Origin of the sequence: Paraburkholderia susongensis (assembly GCF_900177725.1) — a bacterium.
Lineage (GTDB): Bacteria > Pseudomonadota > Gammaproteobacteria > Burkholderiales > Burkholderiaceae > Paraburkholderia > Paraburkholderia susongensis.
Window position 1 is genome coordinate 1 of sequence record NZ_FXAT01000023.1, and the last position, 16,473, is coordinate 16,473.

Here is a 16,473-nt window from a genome sequence, read left to right on the forward strand (position 1 = left end):
CTCGTCGACGAGGGGTCGTCACTGCGCATGTGGGAGGCTGACAGGGACGCGATCGAAACCGGCCTGCGCTTGGCGCAGCAGAAATTCGGGCAGACACTTACGCTGTCGGGGCCGCCCGAATTTCAGGTCGCTGCGGCGCGCGTTGCCGCCGAGATTCGGCTGAACGTGGAATTTGATGATCCTGCACTGAACCACGTGATGTACGACCGTCGGCACGAGCTCGATGCTCAGGCCGAAGCGCAGAGGCTGCAGGAGCGTGAGCGCGATGCAGCGTTACGCAAGCTCGCGCGCGATTTTCTGCGCTCACCGCAACCTGGGCCGCAGGGCAACGATGAACGCAGTGCTGGCGACCGAGACTTGCCCATTCACGCGCCCGACCCGGATCCCGACATCGAACGCTAAAGAGGTGTCGGTCACGGCTTTACTGTTTAGCTAGCCGAGGACGCGGGTGCATACAACCGTCCCGTCGTGCCACATTGTCAGATCCAAGTCGCACTTCACGAAGACTTCAGGTGAGAGACCACAATAGATCGAGTCGAAGAGCCATACTGCCATAGCAAGTTCTATCGCTGCCTTGTCGACTGCTTTGCCAAGCTCACCTGCCTTCATGACGTTGATCAACTCCCCGCCGAAGAATGGTATCGCGCCTGCTGCCCACTCCTCGCCCTTTTCGCGAACGAGATCCTCTTTTGATTCAGCGACCAACATGAGATTGATGGCATCGATGGGAGTGCGTGCCTGAAAAACTGAAACTCCCGACTCATCCAATATTTTTGTCTTTATGAGCATGGTCTACTTTTCTACTCCCTCTTCGGTAGGAAATTGAACTAGTGCGTATCGTCGCGCACTACCATAACCCGGCGGCCCCTATACGTCAGCACCTTCCCGGTCAATACAGCGAGAACCGCGCTCACTGCAAACAGGCAACCAACGAGAACGAATCCGAATTTGTTGACTTGTTCACGTTGAATCAGCAACGCTGCTGTTACGAACAGACTCAACGAGAACCAAATGAAGACGCGAAGTTTTTTCATTAGCTATGTCTACTGGAGGATATCCACTGGACGCACGCCCGTGAAGTAGGTGCCGTCAGGCTGAACCGCGATGAAGCCGAAGCCCGGGCCGTTATATTTCGGATCGCGAGCGATATACAGCTTCTCTGTTTCGTCGTATAGCCAGTTGCCGGATCCAAAAAGTCGGTCCATATAGGCGGGAATATCCTTCGCGACTTCCGCGTTCAGTGCGGAGCGCTGCTTGGCGCTGATCTGTTTGGTCTTGCTCATATCGTCCGGTCTGGGAATTCTTTCAATGGTCCAATCAGAATCCGTAGGGGGAATCGCCCCAACGCGCCTGAACCCGATCGTGCTTGACGTCCGCAAGCAACATGGCCTGTCTTCTCCCCGTAATTATGGCCTTAGCCGACACCACCACGACTGCGCGTAGGTGACACCTCCGACCACTTCGATACCAGTGAGCACAAACCCGTTTGTGCCCATCCATGACAGATCGGCGTCATGCAGGGGAGGTAATGGTTGCTGCTCTGCTGCGCCGCTCGTCTGGAAGCGAGCGACGGTTGAATAGCGGCCGAACGTCTCGCTTTTCTCTTGCGTCACAAGCAGATCGCCCCGCACTGGCGGAGCTGCCTCAACGTCACGCTTCGGGATCGCCCGGCCTTGTTGCCGCATCGGCGTCGCCAGAATGTGCATAGCTTTCCCCCGTTGTTTTCGTTTCAGCAACGGCAGTGCTCACCTGCGCTTTCCGATGCATTTACCGCTTGTGGACATTAACAGGACCGAGAGTGTGTTCGTCGTGCAGTCCATCGTTTTCCTGTCAGTCATGCACCGCGAGAATTTCGAATTTGCTTTCGTCACTCAGATTCGGGAAATCCGCGAGGTCATCGACGAATTCCTCGCGCAATACGTCGAGATCACCACCACGACTGTCAGCGCCGAAGACCCTAAGTGCTGCGCGAAGCGTCGGATCTTGTCCGCGAGCAATCGAGATCCACCGCGCCTCATATTCGCCGGGCATTACTCGAAGGCGTGCGCCGTCTTGCGCATAACCGACTATTTCCCGACCACCCCTAACCCGAACTTTGCAATGCGTCATGGTCACCTCACTTGAGGGTCGATTCTTCACACTGGTGTCGGCCCGTTTTCCGTGCTTACTTGCCGTAGAGCGCTTGCAGCGCGCTCAGATCCTGCGTCACTTCCACGGCAAGCGGGCGATAGCGCTGGGCCTGCGCAGCAAAAGCTGTCAGCGCTTCGTCATCAGGTGATCGCTCAATGCCCATCCGTGCTTCGGCCATCGTAGACCAGATGATTCCGCCTTCTTCGCGGCCTGCAAGGTATGCGTCGGCTTGGGCGGTTCCCATCTGGAACGGAATCGGCGGAAGTGCGCTGCCTTCCTTTCGGGCGATCAGAACATCGCGTGCGCCCTGCTTGAACTCAGCGCTGCGCGCGTCGCGCCCTTCGAAGAAGGCTTGCTCCATCATTTCATCTACAGTCTGCATTTGATTTACCCGTCCTCTTTTCCTATGAAGGCCCGTCGCATAAGGCTGCAGGCGCCGCGCCTGGCGATCCAGGCAGTTATAACATCCGAAACGCAATGCCGGTAAGTCCAGTTACCGGCATTGCCACGCCGGGGGAAATTTTTCGCGTACGCGAAAATCGTGGGAAGCATCGGCGGGCTATTCCGGCACACCAAGGAGTTTCTTGAACAGTTTGTTGTCCTCGCGGTGGCGGTCGCTTGTTGCTTCGTTGCGGGTGACGGTTAGCCACAGTAGCCATGCGCCTGAAGCGTAGCCGCGAAGATGCCGGGCCGATGCGTTATCGGGCTCTTTCTCGGCGCGGGCCAACTCATCGGTGACGATCTGCCTGGTCGCCGCGGTGATTTCGTCGTAGGTGTAGGTTTTCACAACCGTTGCTCCAGACATGCTGTTTTTCCTTTTCCATTTTTCGCGTACGCGAAAATCACACTGCATTCCAAGGGTTGATGAGGGCAACGCCGGTTGCCTGGAAGTCAGCAACGTTGCGCGTTACCACGGTCATTCCATGCGCAATCGCCGTCGCCGCGATCAGCGCATCACGTTCTGAGCGGCGATCCGGGACATGCAGCCGCGCGCAGCGTAAAGCCACAACCGTATCAACCGGAAGCACGCGCTGAGCAAATTCAATCAGAACGTGCTGTTCCAGCCACGCGCGCAACAATGCGCCTTGAGGCGGATCGCGACGCTCGATCAGTAAAACACCCGTTTCCAGCTCCATGATCGTGACGGCGGAAACAAAAAGCGTTGAAGCATCGACGCTCGCAGCCCAGGCGGCAACGTTGGCGTCGGCCCTGCGCCCCTTGCGCAGCTCGGATACAACATTCGTATCAAGAACAAACATCAGAATTCAGCCGGCCGGATAGTAATGTCCACACGGGGCGGATCGAATTCAATATCGGCAACCTCGGGCATCGCGAGGGCGTCTGCGATGTTGCGACGCTGCCGGGTGAGAAGCCAGTATTCCTCGATGCTCAGCAGGACATGAGCGGGCTTGCCCCGATCGGTGATAAACACCGGACCATCCCTAGTGGCCTTTTTCGCCCTGGTCACGTCCTGATTGAGTTCGCGGCTCGAAAAGGTGGTAATCGTCACGGTTAGCTCCTTCACACACAATGTAGACATGTTACTACATTCATTGAATGTAGGCAAGTTACTACATTCGGTGGATGGATTCTTCGCGTACGCGAAAATTCATCACCCCTAGGGATCGGGCAGGTGAGGCGCACACACCGCGTGTGGGAAAAGCAGTAGCCTGTCGGCTTCCGGCGGACAGGAGCACAGCATGTGCGGTCGATATTCCCGTGGACAGAAGGATCTGTTCTACGTTGAACCCCTGATGACCGATGCGAGCGATCCGCGATTCAACGGACACGCTGAAATTTTCCGGCCCAGCTGGAACGTTTCGCCAGGCACCCGGCAACCAATCATCGGACCAAACGGACCGCGGCTGGAGGTGTGGGGCTACCGTCCGGCATGGGCGATCGCTCGCAAGATTCCGATGATGATCAATGCTCGCCTCGACAAGGCGATGGCGAGCACATGGAAGGCACTGTTCAAGTCAGGCCGCGTACTTGTCCCGGCTGATGGCTGGTACGAATGGTTACCGGCGGCCGGGAAAAAGCAACCCTACTATATTCAGGCAAACTCCGGACCTCCGGTTTACTTCGCAGGGTTGAGCAGTGTGCGCTCCGACGCTTCGCCGACAGACGCAGGCACCGTTTTTGGCTTCGTGATCGTGACGGCCCCGGCAGAAAGCGGCATGCTCGACGTGCATGACCGGCGCCCCTTGGTGCTGACACTCGAAGAGGCCAGGGTATGGCTGGACCCGACGACTACGCTCGAGGAGGCACTGCATCTGGCAAACAACGCCGGCAAATCATCTGACGATTTTCACTGGCATCAAGTGACGCCTGAGGTGAACCGCACCGGCCATGACAACCCGGCCTTCAACGATCCGATAGCCCCGGACGCGGCGACCGAAAAATGATCGGAAAATAAAAATCACGCGCGTCAATCGAGCGGGCCTGGAACGTTGACGCAGGCGGCCAACTGGACGGGCTTGAACGCCTGCGCGTGATGCAGCAGCAGAAGAGGGCGCCGGCCTCCTTGATTAATAACTGGAACGGTAGTCGCGACCCTGATCAAACCGGCTTTGCCAGTGCTGCAGATAGCGGCCGGCGAGCGCAGGGTTGTTCCAGACAATGAGCACATTTTCTGAGTTGCGGGTCGCTGCCGACGCGCTGAAATTGAACGAGCCGGTTTCAACGTGCCGGCCGTCCACCACCAGATACTTGTCGTGATGGATGGCGTAGCGATCAGTCGTGCGAGTCGGCACGCCGGCATTGACCAGCAGATTCAGGGCCTGCAGGGAGGCCTTGGTGCGATTGCCCTTGTCGTCGACCACGACGGCGACATCGACGCCACGACGCTTCGCGTCGAGCAGTGCCCGCACCACCTTGGGCGACGTGAACGAGTAGCCGGCGAGCCGGATTGATGCGCGCGCCGAACCGATGACTTTCAGGACGAGTGCCTCGGCGTCACCGTCCGGAGAAAACCCAACTTCAACCGCTTGTCCTGCCGGCGCATCCATCGAGTTCGATGGCGATGCCGGAGACATGATTCCACGAGCCTGATTGAGCAGGGAATCGGTGAGCGATTTGCCGACGGCGAACGGCGCCGCGCAGATGAGCGTCGTTGTCAGGCAGGTGATTGCCAGTCGTTTCCGTGGCATCATTTATTGAGGAATCCTATGCAATTTGACATAAATACAATTAGCAACATTTTTGGTTGTACGTCTGGACGTCTTGCGTTTTTCGGGCATCCCACGACGGCAGCTCAATGAGCGACGTAACGCTTACGCGCGGCGCAGTTCGTGAAACACGCGCTCAGTTGCCAAAATGCCGTTTTCGCTCAAGCCAAATTCAGTAGCTTTCGCAGCGTTGAACTGCACAGTCGACGCACGGAACGGCATTTCACGCCACATGCGGTCGCTGTCGCCTTGTAGGAGCGATGTGACTGCATTGCTGTCGAAACCAAGCAGTTCGAGCGCGATTTTAAGCGTCGAGACTTCGGCCTTGAGTTGTTCTACTGCTTGATGCATTTGAATCTCCCTTCGCGACGCAACGCTAGTTCGATGAATCAGATGGCCGGGAATGCCGCCCAATAGTTTGCCAACTTGTGGGCTAGTTCTTCGTCGCGCATACCCATTGCCTGAGCCACGACGTTGATAATCTGCTCGGCTTGTGACTGGTTCAACGACGGACTGGTTTGATCCCCGCCCACCACGGTCGCCCGGAGATATTCGCAGGCATTGATGAAATCGTGGCTACTCATGTGTAGATACTCCTCTGAATCGGCTGCCGGCCGATTGTCGGGGCGCATCGCGCCTAATGCACCGAGACTTGAGTTGAGTGGTCAGTTTGAGCCTGCTGAATTCCGTTCACACGATCGGCAATCAATCGAACCAGCAGCAGCGCATCTATCAGGTCGCCCACTGCCACGTCATCCCCGCCTGAGCCGACTTTCTCAGGCGGGGATCTGAAGATCTCGTATGGCGCGCATGCGAAGAATGTAAAGTGCACCTCGTTGCGAGCGTCGTCCCACCAATCAAATCCAAGATATTCGGTCCCGCAATGGCGGTACGGCATCAGGGTGAACTCGCGCCTGGCACCGGTGAGAGTGGTCAGCACCGCCTTGGCTGCAGCGTCGACAAACGCCATAGCCTCTGCGGAGGGGAAAACGCTCCCGCCGGGAGTCGCTTCAACAAGTGTTGTTGGCTTGCTCATGTTTGTCCGGTAAAAAGGCCGGCCGCCGCGCGGCCGACGTGGAACGCGCTTACTGCGCGGGATGCGCCTGAGCTATCAGGCCTGCCTGGATTGCCTGCAACGTCTGCAGTTGCTGGATCTGCGTCACGTGAATCGCCGTCAGCAGCTGGGTGTTTGCATCGACTGCCGGCGCCGGGGCTTTCTGCTCATCGATCTGTGCCTGAGCCTGCTGTACTGTGCGCACAGCCTGATCGAGGTTGGATGGATCGCTCAAAGCCGGAGTTTGCGCATACGCGGCGCTGATGGAGAGCGCCGCACACACGGCTGCTGCAACGTAGTTCTTTCTCATCTTGTGCTCCTTCCCGTTGAAAGATCAGTAGCGCACGCGCTGCTGAAACGTGTTGTCGATATAGACATCGATTGCGCGCGGGTTCTGTGCCTTCTGCCACTGGACCGCATCAAAGACGGTCACCGAATACTGGTCGTCGTTGGCATACGAGCCGACGGTGTACGAGCCGATGGCCGTGCCGACGCAGGCGCGCATGCCCAGTTCGCCGGATTGCTGTGGAGTTCCGGATAGCGTGTATGCACTACTGCCGAAGCTGTATCTGTTTGATCCCGTCTTCTTCACGCCCTGCACTACGTAGAGATCATTTGCGGCAGGCTTGAGCGGATCTGGACATGGGTCATACGGGTCGCTGACCGGATTTGCATGCGCACTGCCGTCGTTGCCGTCGGCAAGGTCGCAGGTCGGAAACGGCCTTCCGTGGTAGAGGTCGTCATAAAGCTGGGTGATCGGCTCAACGCACTCCGCGACGCCCTTGGGCCCACCATTTAGCCATACTCACTGGCTCCGGCGTATCCGGAGCCGGCCAGCAATGCCGAAAACACGAGACCGTGCAGGACAACGCGGCTGATATGTGGTCTAGAAGGGATTTTCATTCGAGTCGTCCTGATCGTCATGGCCGAGGGTGGATCCATCGGATTGATTGGTATGTGCGGAGCCAGTCGCGCGCTCCCGGTCGAGAAACTGCATGGAAGATGCAACGATTTCTGTTGAGTAACGATCGCTGCCATCCTGGGCTTGCCATTTCCGCGTCTTGATGCGCCCCTCGATGAACACCGACGATCCCTTTTTCAGGAGATTGGCGGTATCAGCAAGGCGCCCGAAGAACGACACACGATGCCATTCGGTCTGTTCCTTCATTTCGCCAGATGCCTTGTCCTTGTATCGATCGGTCGTCGCGAGACGGATGTTTGTCACCGCGTCACCGCTCGGCAGCTGACGCGTTTCCGGATCGGCACCCAGATACCCAATCAGTTCGACCCTGTTAAGTGAAGCCATTTGCATGTACTCCCTAGTGAGAAATAAGCCGCAGCGCGATATCTGCCGCGGCAACCAGTGAACCGCCGATCACGGCACAGGCCAGGCAGGTGAGCGCCCGACTGATGTACTGTTTCTTGTCGTCAGTTCGACGTTCTGCGACGATCGACTCAACCACGTCGACCAGGCGTGTCCGCGCTTCCTCCGTCGCATGTGCGGCCACCGCGCCGATAAGCGTTTCGCGCATCGCCCCAACTTCCTTGACGGCCGCAGCCATCTGAGCGATACGGCCATCCAGCACTGCGACTGCCTTGTCGGTCTGCTCAGCAAACCGAAGCGTCGCCAGCTGGCCACCGCTTTCAATTGCTGAGCGGGCATCCGGAATAGCTTTCATCAGTGCCGCTACGTCTTCACGCAGCGTGTACAACTCGCCGAGTGCTTCAGCGAGCAGCGCGTCCCGTACGGTCGTTTCGGACATGACGCGCCTACTTGATGAGAGCCTTGAACACGGCATCGAGCTGGGTCGTCACACCAGCCGCAAGCCGCTTGATCGATACCATCCGGGCAAGCCGTTGCCGTTCCTCCGGGTCAGTCGTTTCCCGGATCAGTGCCTTGTAATCCGTCGGATCCGTCAAGACATCTGCAATGCTTTGCTGGCTCTCGGCGATCTTCGCGAAGATCTCGTTTTCATACATCACGGCGTCCCGACGCAAGGTGAAGCCTTTGTGTGCCGCGTGAAAATTGAACAATGCAGAGAATCGGTCTTCCACCGTGTGCTTTGGGTCGACCATGTTGAACAGGACACGGATGCGCGTCCGGTCAACTCCGATGTCGTCAGCGAGCGCTGCGATCGTCGAGATGGTGTCGCGCTCCTGCTTCGCATCAGGCACTGTCGGCACCACAAACAGGTCGAAGTCTTCGTGCGAGCCGTCGTAGCTTTTCATCAGGTTCACGAAGTCTTCGACGTTTGATGCGCCGATGTCGACAACAGCGTCGTCAACGGTCAGCAAGTGCTCCTGGATCTCGCCGAACTGTTCACCACGCACGGCGGGGCCGTCCGTGCCATCCGAATTGATCGACTCAACAGCGATGATTGGGGCATTGTTGAGGCGAGGTGCGAGCAGATGACGCGCGACGGTGCTCTTGCCGACGTTGCCAGAGAAGTTGATAACAGCGATTTTCATGGTGTGAGATTCCTTAGAGGCGGATACAGAATTCAAGCGAGTTACCGGCTGATTTCCATGCCGGGATCGCTGGTGGTGTGATCCGGCTGGGCCGGTGCCGCTGGTCTCGATTGCTGCGGCGAGTTGCGCTCAAAGAACGCGCGGCGAGCTGCTTCAATCGACTGCTGGGAAGCTGTAGGTGCCGGAAGATCTTTCGCGCCGACGACCCGCTCACTGAATTCCGCGCGGCATCGGTCCTGCACGGAGGCTGGCAGTCCATTGAGTTTGGCTTCCATGACGAGACGTGCAGCTGCAACCGAGGGTGAGACGTTTGGTGTGTGGATGGCATGTCGGGCCGCTTCGAGCAGTTCGCGTGCGCGATCATCCGGCTCATAACCAACCGTTTCGACGCCCGCGAGCTCGGCGGCTACCCACGCTTTGCGACTCAGTTCGGCCGACGTCGTGGTGGTATGCGTATGCGCGATCGTCTGTGCCTCGCTCTGGATCTCACGCGCCCGCTCCTCCCGCATCGCCCTAATCAGCGATTCAGGGGCGGTGTCTACCCGCACGGGCTCCGGGGCAGCTGCTGCGGGTCGCTCGCGTGTGGCCATCGGCACATCGGCCGCTTCAATAGTGTTCGTTGGCGTGACGGCGGTTTCCCGGTCGGCCGCGCCAATACGCATCTCCTGCCGGGCGACCTCGAGCAATGCGCGATCAGCCGGCTTCGGAGAAAAACCGCGTGTCTCCATCCCGGCGACCTGAGCCGCGATCCACGCCTGGCGACGGAATTCCTCGGAGCCCTTGAGCTCGAGCACGCCCCAGTTCTTCGCCTGAGCGACCTCGATCATGTGCGAAATGATCTTGCGGTCGTTACTGTCCGTCGCGAGCGACTTGCCTTTGTCCTCGAAATGCACAGTCTCGCTCTTGCGGTCGAGAAACTTGCCTTCGTGTGCGACGTACTGAGCGGCTACCCGTTTCGGCACCTCGTAACCGCTCTTCTGGAATACCGGATCGACCTTCGCCGAACTGCGCGGCCCGCGAGCCATCTCAGCCCGTTCCCCAGCTGCGGCGCCGGCCGCTGCCGGCTCTTCGTCGCGATCCGGTTGCGGGCGCACGTTCCTGGCCAGGCTGGCCGTCTCGCGCAGCATCGCTTCGACTTCGGCACGGTCACTCTGGCGAGCAGCCTTTGCACGCGCCAGATCTGCAGCGCTGAGCCCGTCGATCGGCCTCGTCGGATCGTTGGCCGCTTCCTGTGCATCAGGTTCGTTCGCCGGCGCACGCAGTGTGTCGGTGTCGAAGTCCTGCAGCTGCGGCGCAGGTGTCGTGTTGTCGACGTCTCGATAGATACCGTGGTCGGCCGCCTGGCGACGCAATTCGAGCGAAACGTCGGTCTGCGGATCGACGAAATCGGGCTGAGGCGCATCGATGCCCGATTCTCGCCACGCATCCGCAGCCACATACCAGTCGTCGGCCGCGATGTCACGCAGCGCGCCAACTGCCGAGTCAAACCCGTCTTTATCGGTTCGCCAGTCGAGTGAGGCCAGCTGCTCGCGCACCGTGTCAGCACGTTCGCGCAATTGTTCGGGACTGTGTAATTCAATGCTGTTCATGCTTCAACTGCCTCCTTGATGTTGACGATGGCCATGACCTCGTTGAAAGACGGCATCAGCTGGCACAGGGCCTGCACGATCTCGTCCTGATTGGTGATGTCGGCCGCCTGCAGGAAATCCATCTCGCCCTCCTGTACGGAACGGATGTCGGTAGCGACCGATGCGGTCCCTGGCGCGGCAAGGCCGGACGAGGCATTGAAGAACGCCTCGATGTCGACCTCTGGCACCTCAATCGACAGCTCGCCCCGCACAAGTGCTGCGTCTTCGAGCTGGACCTGATTCGGTATCCGTTCGCCAAGTGCTTTCAGTGACGGACTGACGGACTTGAGCCGGTCGATGAACAGCGGATCGCTGTAGAAAAATGCCTTCTCGCAGAGGATCGGCTTGCAGTTTTCCAGCGTGATGATTTCCTGGCTCTTCGGGAGCTCCTTGAGCTCCTGCGCCATCATCAACGCGCGTTTCTGGTCCGACTCGTTGTCGGTGCGGGTCGATGAGCGGCCGCCCCGGCTGCGCCCCTTCGATTTCGAAACCATCGTGAAATAGCCCAGGGTGCGCTCGTAGGCTTCCGCATCGTCCTGCTCGCGTGGCGGATACAGGATCTGCATACCGTGATTGGTCAGCAGGGAGCGCGTGCCATGCTTGCCATAGAGAACGTCGTCCTCGAGCTGTGAAATGCTCTGGAAGATCGTCAGCAACCGGAGGTTGTAGCTGGCGATGAACGCCGATCCGGCCGCGATGATGCCCACGCGACCAATCGCCGCGAACTCGTCGAGCACCAGCAGGCACTGGTACTTCAGATCCGGATTGTCGGCTGCCTGCTCACGCAGGTTGAGCTTGATCAGCTGCGAGAAGAACAGGTTGATCAGTTCGGGCGCATCTTCGAGTTTGTCGGGCTGAACGCCGAAGTAAATCGAGGTGCGTTTCTTGCGTACGTTGTCGAAATCAAAATCGGACGCACTGGTCGCCGCGTCCACCACCGGATCATCGAAGATCTGCAGTGGTGCCGTGAATGTCGACAGGATGTTGCCGATGACGTTGTCACTCTGGTTCATGAAGCGCTGCAGAGCGTCACGGCACTGCAGGCTTAGTGCCGGAAGATTGCCGTCTGGCTTCGAACGTGTTTCCAGAATCTTCTTGATATGCTCCTTGACGGGCTTCCCTTTGCCCGAGGACTGACGGAGGATTTCGCCAAGCGTGCACGGCAGCTCAGGCGTCTGCAGCAGATAGAGCGCAAGGCCGACGAACAGGTTGCGCGCCAGATCGTTCCAGAACTTCGTTTTCGCGTCGACTCGGCTTGACCAGAACGTCTGGCCAATTGAACGGACTTCGCTCACGTGGAATCGCGCCGGACGCTTTTTCACCGCATCAAACACGTTCCAGCGGTGCGTTCTGCCCTCTTCCGAGAACGGTGCGAACAGGAACACGTCCTGCCCGTTTTTCTGCCGGAACAGCGATGTATATTTGAAGTTTTCAAGCTTCAGATCCAGCACAACAACCGAATCGGGATAGGTGAGAAGATTCGGGATGACAATGCCCACCCCCTTACCTGATCGCGTCGGTGCGGCGAGTGCGACAAACTGCTGGCCGCGATACGTCAGATAGCCCAGCTTCGAATGCCGGCCGACGAGGATGCCGGGAAATTTCTTCGCGCTCATCGACGTTCCTCCACGAGGCCCGACTTCCGGATCTCCTGCAGGTTCGCGAACCGCGCGCTGCCGTGGAGCTCACGCGGGCGATTGGCCTTCATCGCCAATATGACGGGAATCAGCAGCGGCACAGCCGACACCAGTACCGACAGCGCCGTGCAGGCGACAAGCACCTTCTTGATGGCAACGATATGACCGTACGCTACCCAGTATCGGTAGAGGGTCGTCACACCGACAACCGAGCTGGGAAGCTTCTCAAGTTGCGCGAACAGCGTCGCGCCGGCGAACTGGCCCGCCACCGCGAAGCCTGTCATCACAGCGGCACCGCCCAGGACACCCACGAGGATCTTGGCCGGTTTCATGCTCGCCCCCGCTGCATCTTCCACTTCTCAACCGGATCGAAATAGAGTTCCGTCATGCGTTTGGAGCCCTTCTCCATGAACAACACAACGTCGATCGTCCGGCGGACCTCGTTCAGCACGAAATTCCAGTCGAGATTCAAGCCGACAGGGCTTTGCTTGATGAGCGTCGCGACACGAGGAAACGCCGAAATGCAGTCGTTCGCATGAACCGTCGTCAGGCCGCCCTGGTGACCAGTGTTAAGAAGAGACAGGTAGTCCCACGCCTCGTCGCCCCGCAGCTCGGCGAGGTACACGCGATCGAATTTCATGCGCAGCGAGGAGCGCACGATTTCGCGCGCCGGCAGCGCGTCGCTGTAGAACATATGAACGTGGTTCCAGTGATACGGCAACGTCAGTTCGTGAACGTCTTCGATCGTGCCGACGCAGGTATCGTGCGGCACCATATCGGCCAGTGCCTTCATTACCGTCGTCTTCCCGGATCCGGTCCCGCCGATCAGCATCATGTTGAGCCGGTTGTCGATCGCGAGCTGAAAGAAGCGCGTCGTATCACGCGTCCTCTTCGCCTCGAGCATGTCGAGCTCGAACTCCTTCAGAACGATGTCTGACGGCACATCGAGATTCGGAGACACGTCTCGATACCCTTCGAACGACCCGAAATCATGAAGTTGATCGATGGTGAAGCGTTTGTCGCTTGGAATCCGGATCGTGAGTGACACCGTACCTGGCTCGATGGCCGGCGGAACGAGCACCTGACCGCGTTCGCCGTCCGGCAGCGTGATAGGCTTGATTGGATCCTGAGCCGAGATCTGCCCTTTCTTGTCGAAAATAACCAGGGCGTTAGCGAGCTTTTGCATCCGCGCGAGCGTGCATTCAGGAACCTCGTGACGTTCCCACCCGTCTTTCGTCTCCGTCGCGATTTCGCCAGGACGATTGACCTTTACCTCTGTGACACCTTCGACCGCCATGAACCGCGCGATGCCCGTCTGACGCATAAGGCTGCGTACTGTCGCTGACCTGTCATCGTCATCGAAAGGAATGACCAGTGCGTCGTTCACTGTGCCCTCCCCACGTTGCCCTGGACGAGCTCGTACTGGCTCGAAAAATCGATGTCCCGCGCGACGTAGATATAGGTAATCGTGCCCTGATTGACGTAACCCGTAGGCGGAATATTGATCGTGTTCCGCAGCGCTTCGGTTGCGACATCCTGGGTCGACTGCGACGTGTTCGAAAGGGAAATGGTCGCGCTGTTGCTGCCGACAGTCTTGTTGGCGAAGGCCTGTCCGAAGTCTCCAACCAGCCCGACCATCAATGCGCCGCCGAAACGTTGCCAGAAGTGATTGTCGACGTACGCATCAATGCCGCTGCCCCCGAGCGGATCAGTAACCGGAGAATCAAGCGGAATAGTCACGCTACCGTCGTCGATTCGCGTGTACATCGCAAAGATGCGGGCCTGTCCCTGTACAAGGGCCGACCGCTGCTCACCCATTGCAATAGCACCTTTGCGGATCAGCAGTGTCTTTCCGTTAGCGGAGTACACGTCCTTGATAATTTCGCACGACGTCCCGCCCGGATAGGTCGAGACGATCTTTGAGCTGTCGCACGGAATCATCGTGGTCTTTCTCAGCAGATATGTCAGATCCGGCAGGAAAGAGGCTCGAACCATCGGCGCGCGAGAGTTGGCCGAGACAGCCATCTGCTCGTCGAGTGCATTCTTTCCGCTAGAAGCGCCGCTTCCGCCCAACAGCGTCGCCGAGCTGGTCGAGCCCGCGGTATCGTCAGCCGCCTTCGCCTTGTTGTCCTTGGTGTCAGCCGTCATGACCATCACGCCAGCTTCCAGCCGGCGCGCGGCCGGCGTTTGCACCGGATGGCCATTCCCGGATTGTTGTCCACCGGCCGACGACGATTGTTGTGCGACGGACGCGGTGGACGTGCTATTCGACGCACCTGTGGCGTCTTTTGCATTGCCAGCGTCGGCCGGTGCCGGAGTTTGTGCTGCGGCCTGCGCATCCTCCTGCGCCTTGATCCGGGCTTTCGTGCCCTCCAGATCACCGGTCGCATCAGATTTTTGTGCCGAGTCCTTCGGCCTTGCCCGTTCTTCCGCCCTTTCCGCTTCCTTCTGGTCTGACAGGCGCTTGACGAACATCGCCGTCGCGCCTGCTAACACAGTCGTGGCCATCAGTGCCACGGCAGCCAGCACTACCTTGTTCATCCTGGTGCGTTTTTGCCCAACGATCGACGGAATACCGCGCTCTTCGGCCGGTGCTGCATGGATTTCATTGGCGTCCGTCATTTGCCTTGCTCCTTGGTGATCCGCACCATGCCGGGCACAGTTGATCCGCCCGCGTTGTACATGCCATCGGGCGAATACCCGTCGTTACGGATACCCATTACAGAGTTGCCGAGTCGAATAACGAACTGACTCGACACTTCATGGACAACGACCGTATCGCCGTCCATGTGATAGTTCGCCAGTGCTTCGGCGCCGTCCGGAAGGATGGTGAAGATCCGCGGCAGATCGCGGCCGGTTGCATAGCGGAAGTAAGTGAACAACCCGTCGTCCCAAACGGCCGTCGGTGCAAGCGCATCGTCACCACGCTTCGAGTACGCGTCGTTTCGATGCAAGGACAACGCGCTGGCCGATTTCCCGATGCTGTCGGCCAATGTGCGTTTCTTTGCAGCGTCGGCCGCCTCTTTCGCACGTGTGTCCGGGTAATCGAACCGCAGCACCCAGGTTGTCGGCTGGCCGCGTTTCGCCGTGACCAGCGAAAAGGTGTAGGTACGGCGGTTCGTCGCAATCATCAGATTCGTGTCAGGACGAACCTGCGTCGGCTTGATGAGGATCCAGTTCTTGTTCGAGCCCGCGTCCCACGCCTTGCCGTCGCCCATGCCGGCACCCTTGTCCTCAATGAACTCACCCGGCTCGAGCTGGATCATTGCAGCCTTGCCACTGGCCGTAGCGACCTCATAGACCTCGTTCTGGTCATAAATGGCACACTGAATATGCTCGTCCGTGCCGCACGGCCCGGGAATCACATGCGCGACCGCCGGCGACGCCGCAACGGCGAGTGCCACCATCATCGAAAGTCGACTCATTGCGCACCTCCCGCGACAACACCGGATGCCGCGGTCGATGCCGGCGCACCAGGTCGGTCGAACTCAGCCGGTGCGCGGCTCCAGTCGCGGGCAACCGTGTAGCTCGTCACCTTGAAGCCACCGGGGTTGATGTCCTGCACCTCTGCTTTCTCCGGGAGGTTGTCGCGTTGGTAAGCGATCGTGGCAACCCAATATGTTGTCTGCCTTGCAATGCTCGGATTCAACGGGACATACTCTTTCGAGAAGAACACCTGGGCCGTCTTTCCGACGAAGGTAATCGCCCCTACCTTGGCAATCACGCGCGCCTTGTCCTTGAGCATCGTCAGTGGTGATCCGGGCCCCCGAATGAACCGGTCATACTGGTCGGCCTCCTGGGAATCGCTCATTACGCCGACCGCGAAATGCATGTCGTTGATCGTTTCCCAGTCGTAGCCTTCCCGCAGCTCGACGTAACGCCGCAATGCCGCACGATCTTCCTTTTCCCCGAACGTGACTGTTCCTTTCGAAGTCGTCGGCAGAACGTCAATCTTCCCCGTCGAACTATCGACCCGAAGAACCGCCGGCGGGTTCGGCACCTTAAGTAGTGCTAAGCAGGTAGTTCCAATAACAGCGACGCCAGCAATTCCACCCATCCAGCACATGGCAATTTTCGCAACCTTTGCGCGGCTCTCGATGCTTTCCTGCTTCGTCCGCTCGAGCTCGCGCGCCTGCTTCAGATACCACTTTCCGACATCGATATCGTTAGTTTCCTGCCCGGCGGCCGCAGCCGCCAAACCTTGCGCCGCGGCCTTTTTCTTCCCAAGTCCAAACATGACCGCTCCCTTATTTACCTTGCGTTTGATTGACCGGCACCCATGCGCCGGTCGGTTCCGGCGGCTTCGGTGCGGATCCACATGCCGCCAGAGCCGCAGTCACCAGCAAAACAACCATCGTTTTCATATCAATTCCTTAGAGTGCTTGCGA

Annotated in this window: 25 protein-coding genes and 1 pseudogene; 3 read left to right on the top strand and 23 right to left on the bottom strand. The window is 58.8% G+C overall.

What is annotated here, in order from left to right; genetic code table 11:
- On the top strand, nt 1-402 hold a 402-nt coding region (locus B9Z01_RS35825; RefSeq protein ID WP_338047442.1), incomplete at its 5' end, for an LPD7 domain-containing protein.
- 30 nt (nt 403-432) lie between these two features.
- On the opposite strand, the gene B9Z01_RS34110 is transcribed toward B9Z01_RS35825, so the two are convergent.
- Both B9Z01_RS34110 and B9Z01_RS34120 read right to left on the bottom strand, forming a co-directional pair.
- A complete protein-coding gene (locus B9Z01_RS34110) occupies nt 433-789 on the bottom strand; it encodes a hypothetical protein (protein WP_085489925.1) in 357 nt (118 codons plus the stop codon).
- Nucleotides 790-1,043: 254 nt separating this feature from the next.
- Nucleotides 1,044-1,283, bottom strand: coding sequence for a hypothetical protein (locus B9Z01_RS34120; RefSeq protein WP_085489927.1), 240 nt, complete (start codon nt 1,281-1,283; stop codon nt 1,044-1,046).
- 517 nt (nt 1,284-1,800) lie between these two features.
- Here B9Z01_RS34120 and B9Z01_RS34130 point away from each other — a divergent pair.
- A complete protein-coding gene (locus B9Z01_RS34130; protein ID WP_143809162.1) occupies nt 1,801-2,124 on the top strand; it encodes a hypothetical protein in 324 nt (107 codons plus the stop codon).
- Between the two features lie 40 nt (nt 2,125-2,164).
- On the opposite strand, the gene B9Z01_RS34135 is transcribed toward B9Z01_RS34130, so the two are convergent.
- From B9Z01_RS34135 to B9Z01_RS34150, 4 genes are all read right to left on the bottom strand, one after another.
- The gene (locus B9Z01_RS34135; RefSeq protein ID WP_143809163.1) at nt 2,165-2,512 is read right to left on the bottom strand and encodes a hypothetical protein; all 348 of its coding nucleotides are present in this window, start codon (nt 2,510-2,512) and stop codon (nt 2,165-2,167) included.
- A 177-nt stretch (nt 2,513-2,689) separates the two neighbouring features.
- Nucleotides 2,690-2,917, bottom strand: a complete 228-nt coding sequence (locus B9Z01_RS34140; RefSeq protein WP_208626388.1) for a hypothetical protein — start codon at nt 2,915-2,917, stop codon at nt 2,690-2,692.
- A 55-nt stretch (nt 2,918-2,972) separates the two neighbouring features.
- Nucleotides 2,973-3,392: a type II toxin-antitoxin system VapC family toxin gene (locus B9Z01_RS34145; RefSeq protein WP_208626394.1), complete on the bottom strand. Its 420-nt coding sequence runs from the start codon at nt 3,390-3,392 to the stop codon at nt 2,973-2,975.
- Complete coding sequence (locus tag B9Z01_RS34150; RefSeq protein WP_085489964.1) at nt 3,389-3,640, bottom strand: type II toxin-antitoxin system prevent-host-death family antitoxin; 252 nt, start codon at nt 3,638-3,640, stop codon at nt 3,389-3,391. The genes B9Z01_RS34145 and B9Z01_RS34150 overlap by 4 nt, the downstream gene beginning before the upstream one ends.
- Before the next feature lie 190 nt (nt 3,641-3,830).
- Between B9Z01_RS34150 and B9Z01_RS34155 the strand changes: the two genes are divergently transcribed.
- Nucleotides 3,831-4,535, top strand: coding sequence for an SOS response-associated peptidase (locus B9Z01_RS34155; RefSeq protein WP_085489933.1), 705 nt, complete (start codon nt 3,831-3,833; stop codon nt 4,533-4,535).
- A 123-nt stretch (nt 4,536-4,658) separates the two neighbouring features.
- Here the strand turns inward: B9Z01_RS34155 and B9Z01_RS34160 are convergent, their stop codons facing one another.
- The 17 genes and pseudogenes from B9Z01_RS34160 to B9Z01_RS35995 all read right to left on the bottom strand — a co-directional run bounded on the left by B9Z01_RS34160 (nt 4,659) and on the right by B9Z01_RS35995 (nt 16,449).
- Nucleotides 4,659-5,282, bottom strand: coding sequence for a phospholipase D family nuclease (locus B9Z01_RS34160; protein ID WP_085489934.1), 624 nt, complete (start codon nt 5,280-5,282; stop codon nt 4,659-4,661).
- Nucleotides 5,283-5,402: 120 nt separating this feature from the next.
- A complete protein-coding gene (locus tag B9Z01_RS34165) occupies nt 5,403-5,648 on the bottom strand; it encodes a hypothetical protein (protein WP_085489935.1) in 246 nt (81 codons plus the stop codon).
- Nucleotides 5,649-5,686: 38 nt separating this feature from the next.
- The gene (locus B9Z01_RS34170; protein ID WP_085489936.1) at nt 5,687-5,881 is read right to left on the bottom strand and encodes a hypothetical protein; all 195 of its coding nucleotides are present in this window, start codon (nt 5,879-5,881) and stop codon (nt 5,687-5,689) included.
- Nucleotides 5,882-5,934: 53 nt separating this feature from the next.
- A complete protein-coding gene (locus B9Z01_RS34175) occupies nt 5,935-6,333 on the bottom strand; it encodes a hypothetical protein (RefSeq protein WP_143809164.1) in 399 nt (132 codons plus the stop codon).
- Nucleotides 6,334-6,382: 49 nt separating this feature from the next.
- Nucleotides 6,383-6,661, bottom strand: a complete 279-nt coding sequence (locus B9Z01_RS34180; protein WP_085489938.1) for a hypothetical protein — start codon at nt 6,659-6,661, stop codon at nt 6,383-6,385.
- 24 nt (nt 6,662-6,685) lie between these two features.
- Complete coding sequence (locus B9Z01_RS36595) at nt 6,686-6,952, bottom strand: hypothetical protein (RefSeq protein WP_244196252.1); 267 nt, start codon at nt 6,950-6,952, stop codon at nt 6,686-6,688.
- A 383-nt stretch (nt 6,953-7,335) separates the two neighbouring features.
- A pseudogene (gene ssb / locus B9Z01_RS34190) lies at nt 7,336-7,657 on the bottom strand (single-stranded DNA-binding protein); the annotation flags it as partial.
- 13 nt (nt 7,658-7,670) lie between these two features.
- Nucleotides 7,671-8,114 carry a hypothetical protein gene (locus B9Z01_RS34195; RefSeq protein WP_085489940.1) on the bottom strand — a complete coding sequence of 148 codons (444 nt, stop codon included), beginning with the start codon at nt 8,112-8,114 and terminating at the stop codon, nt 7,671-7,673.
- A gap of 7 nt (nt 8,115-8,121) precedes the next feature.
- Nucleotides 8,122-8,820, bottom strand: coding sequence for a StbB family protein (gene stbB, locus B9Z01_RS34200; protein ID WP_085489941.1), 699 nt, complete (start codon nt 8,818-8,820; stop codon nt 8,122-8,124).
- Between the two features lie 41 nt (nt 8,821-8,861).
- A complete protein-coding gene (locus tag B9Z01_RS34205) occupies nt 8,862-10,409 on the bottom strand; it encodes an LPD7 domain-containing protein (RefSeq protein WP_085489942.1) in 1,548 nt (515 codons plus the stop codon).
- Nucleotides 10,406-12,064: a type IV secretory system conjugative DNA transfer family protein gene (locus B9Z01_RS34210; protein WP_085489943.1), complete on the bottom strand. Its 1,659-nt coding sequence runs from the start codon at nt 12,062-12,064 to the stop codon at nt 10,406-10,408. The genes B9Z01_RS34205 and B9Z01_RS34210 overlap by 4 nt, the downstream gene beginning before the upstream one ends.
- A complete protein-coding gene (locus B9Z01_RS34215) occupies nt 12,061-12,417 on the bottom strand; it encodes a hypothetical protein (protein WP_244196253.1) in 357 nt (118 codons plus the stop codon). Before B9Z01_RS34215 ends, B9Z01_RS34210 begins: the two co-directional genes overlap by 4 nt.
- Nucleotides 12,414-13,472 carry a P-type DNA transfer ATPase VirB11 gene (gene virB11, locus B9Z01_RS34220; RefSeq protein WP_244196254.1) on the bottom strand — a complete coding sequence of 353 codons (1,059 nt, stop codon included), beginning with the start codon at nt 13,470-13,472 and terminating at the stop codon, nt 12,414-12,416. Before virB11 ends, B9Z01_RS34215 begins: the two co-directional genes overlap by 4 nt.
- A complete protein-coding gene (locus B9Z01_RS34225; RefSeq protein ID WP_085489945.1) occupies nt 13,469-14,707 on the bottom strand; it encodes a TrbI/VirB10 family protein in 1,239 nt (412 codons plus the stop codon). Before B9Z01_RS34225 ends, virB11 begins: the two co-directional genes overlap by 4 nt.
- Nucleotides 14,704-15,510: a TrbG/VirB9 family P-type conjugative transfer protein gene (locus B9Z01_RS34230; RefSeq protein ID WP_085489946.1), complete on the bottom strand. Its 807-nt coding sequence runs from the start codon at nt 15,508-15,510 to the stop codon at nt 14,704-14,706. The genes B9Z01_RS34225 and B9Z01_RS34230 overlap by 4 nt, the downstream gene beginning before the upstream one ends.
- Nucleotides 15,507-16,322: a VirB8 family type IV secretion system protein gene (locus B9Z01_RS34235; protein ID WP_085489947.1), complete on the bottom strand. Its 816-nt coding sequence runs from the start codon at nt 16,320-16,322 to the stop codon at nt 15,507-15,509. The genes B9Z01_RS34230 and B9Z01_RS34235 overlap by 4 nt, the downstream gene beginning before the upstream one ends.
- 10 nt (nt 16,323-16,332) lie before the next feature.
- Complete coding sequence (locus B9Z01_RS35995; protein ID WP_208626391.1) at nt 16,333-16,449, bottom strand: TrwH protein; 117 nt, start codon at nt 16,447-16,449, stop codon at nt 16,333-16,335.
- Nucleotides 16,450-16,473 lie beyond the last annotated feature (24 nt).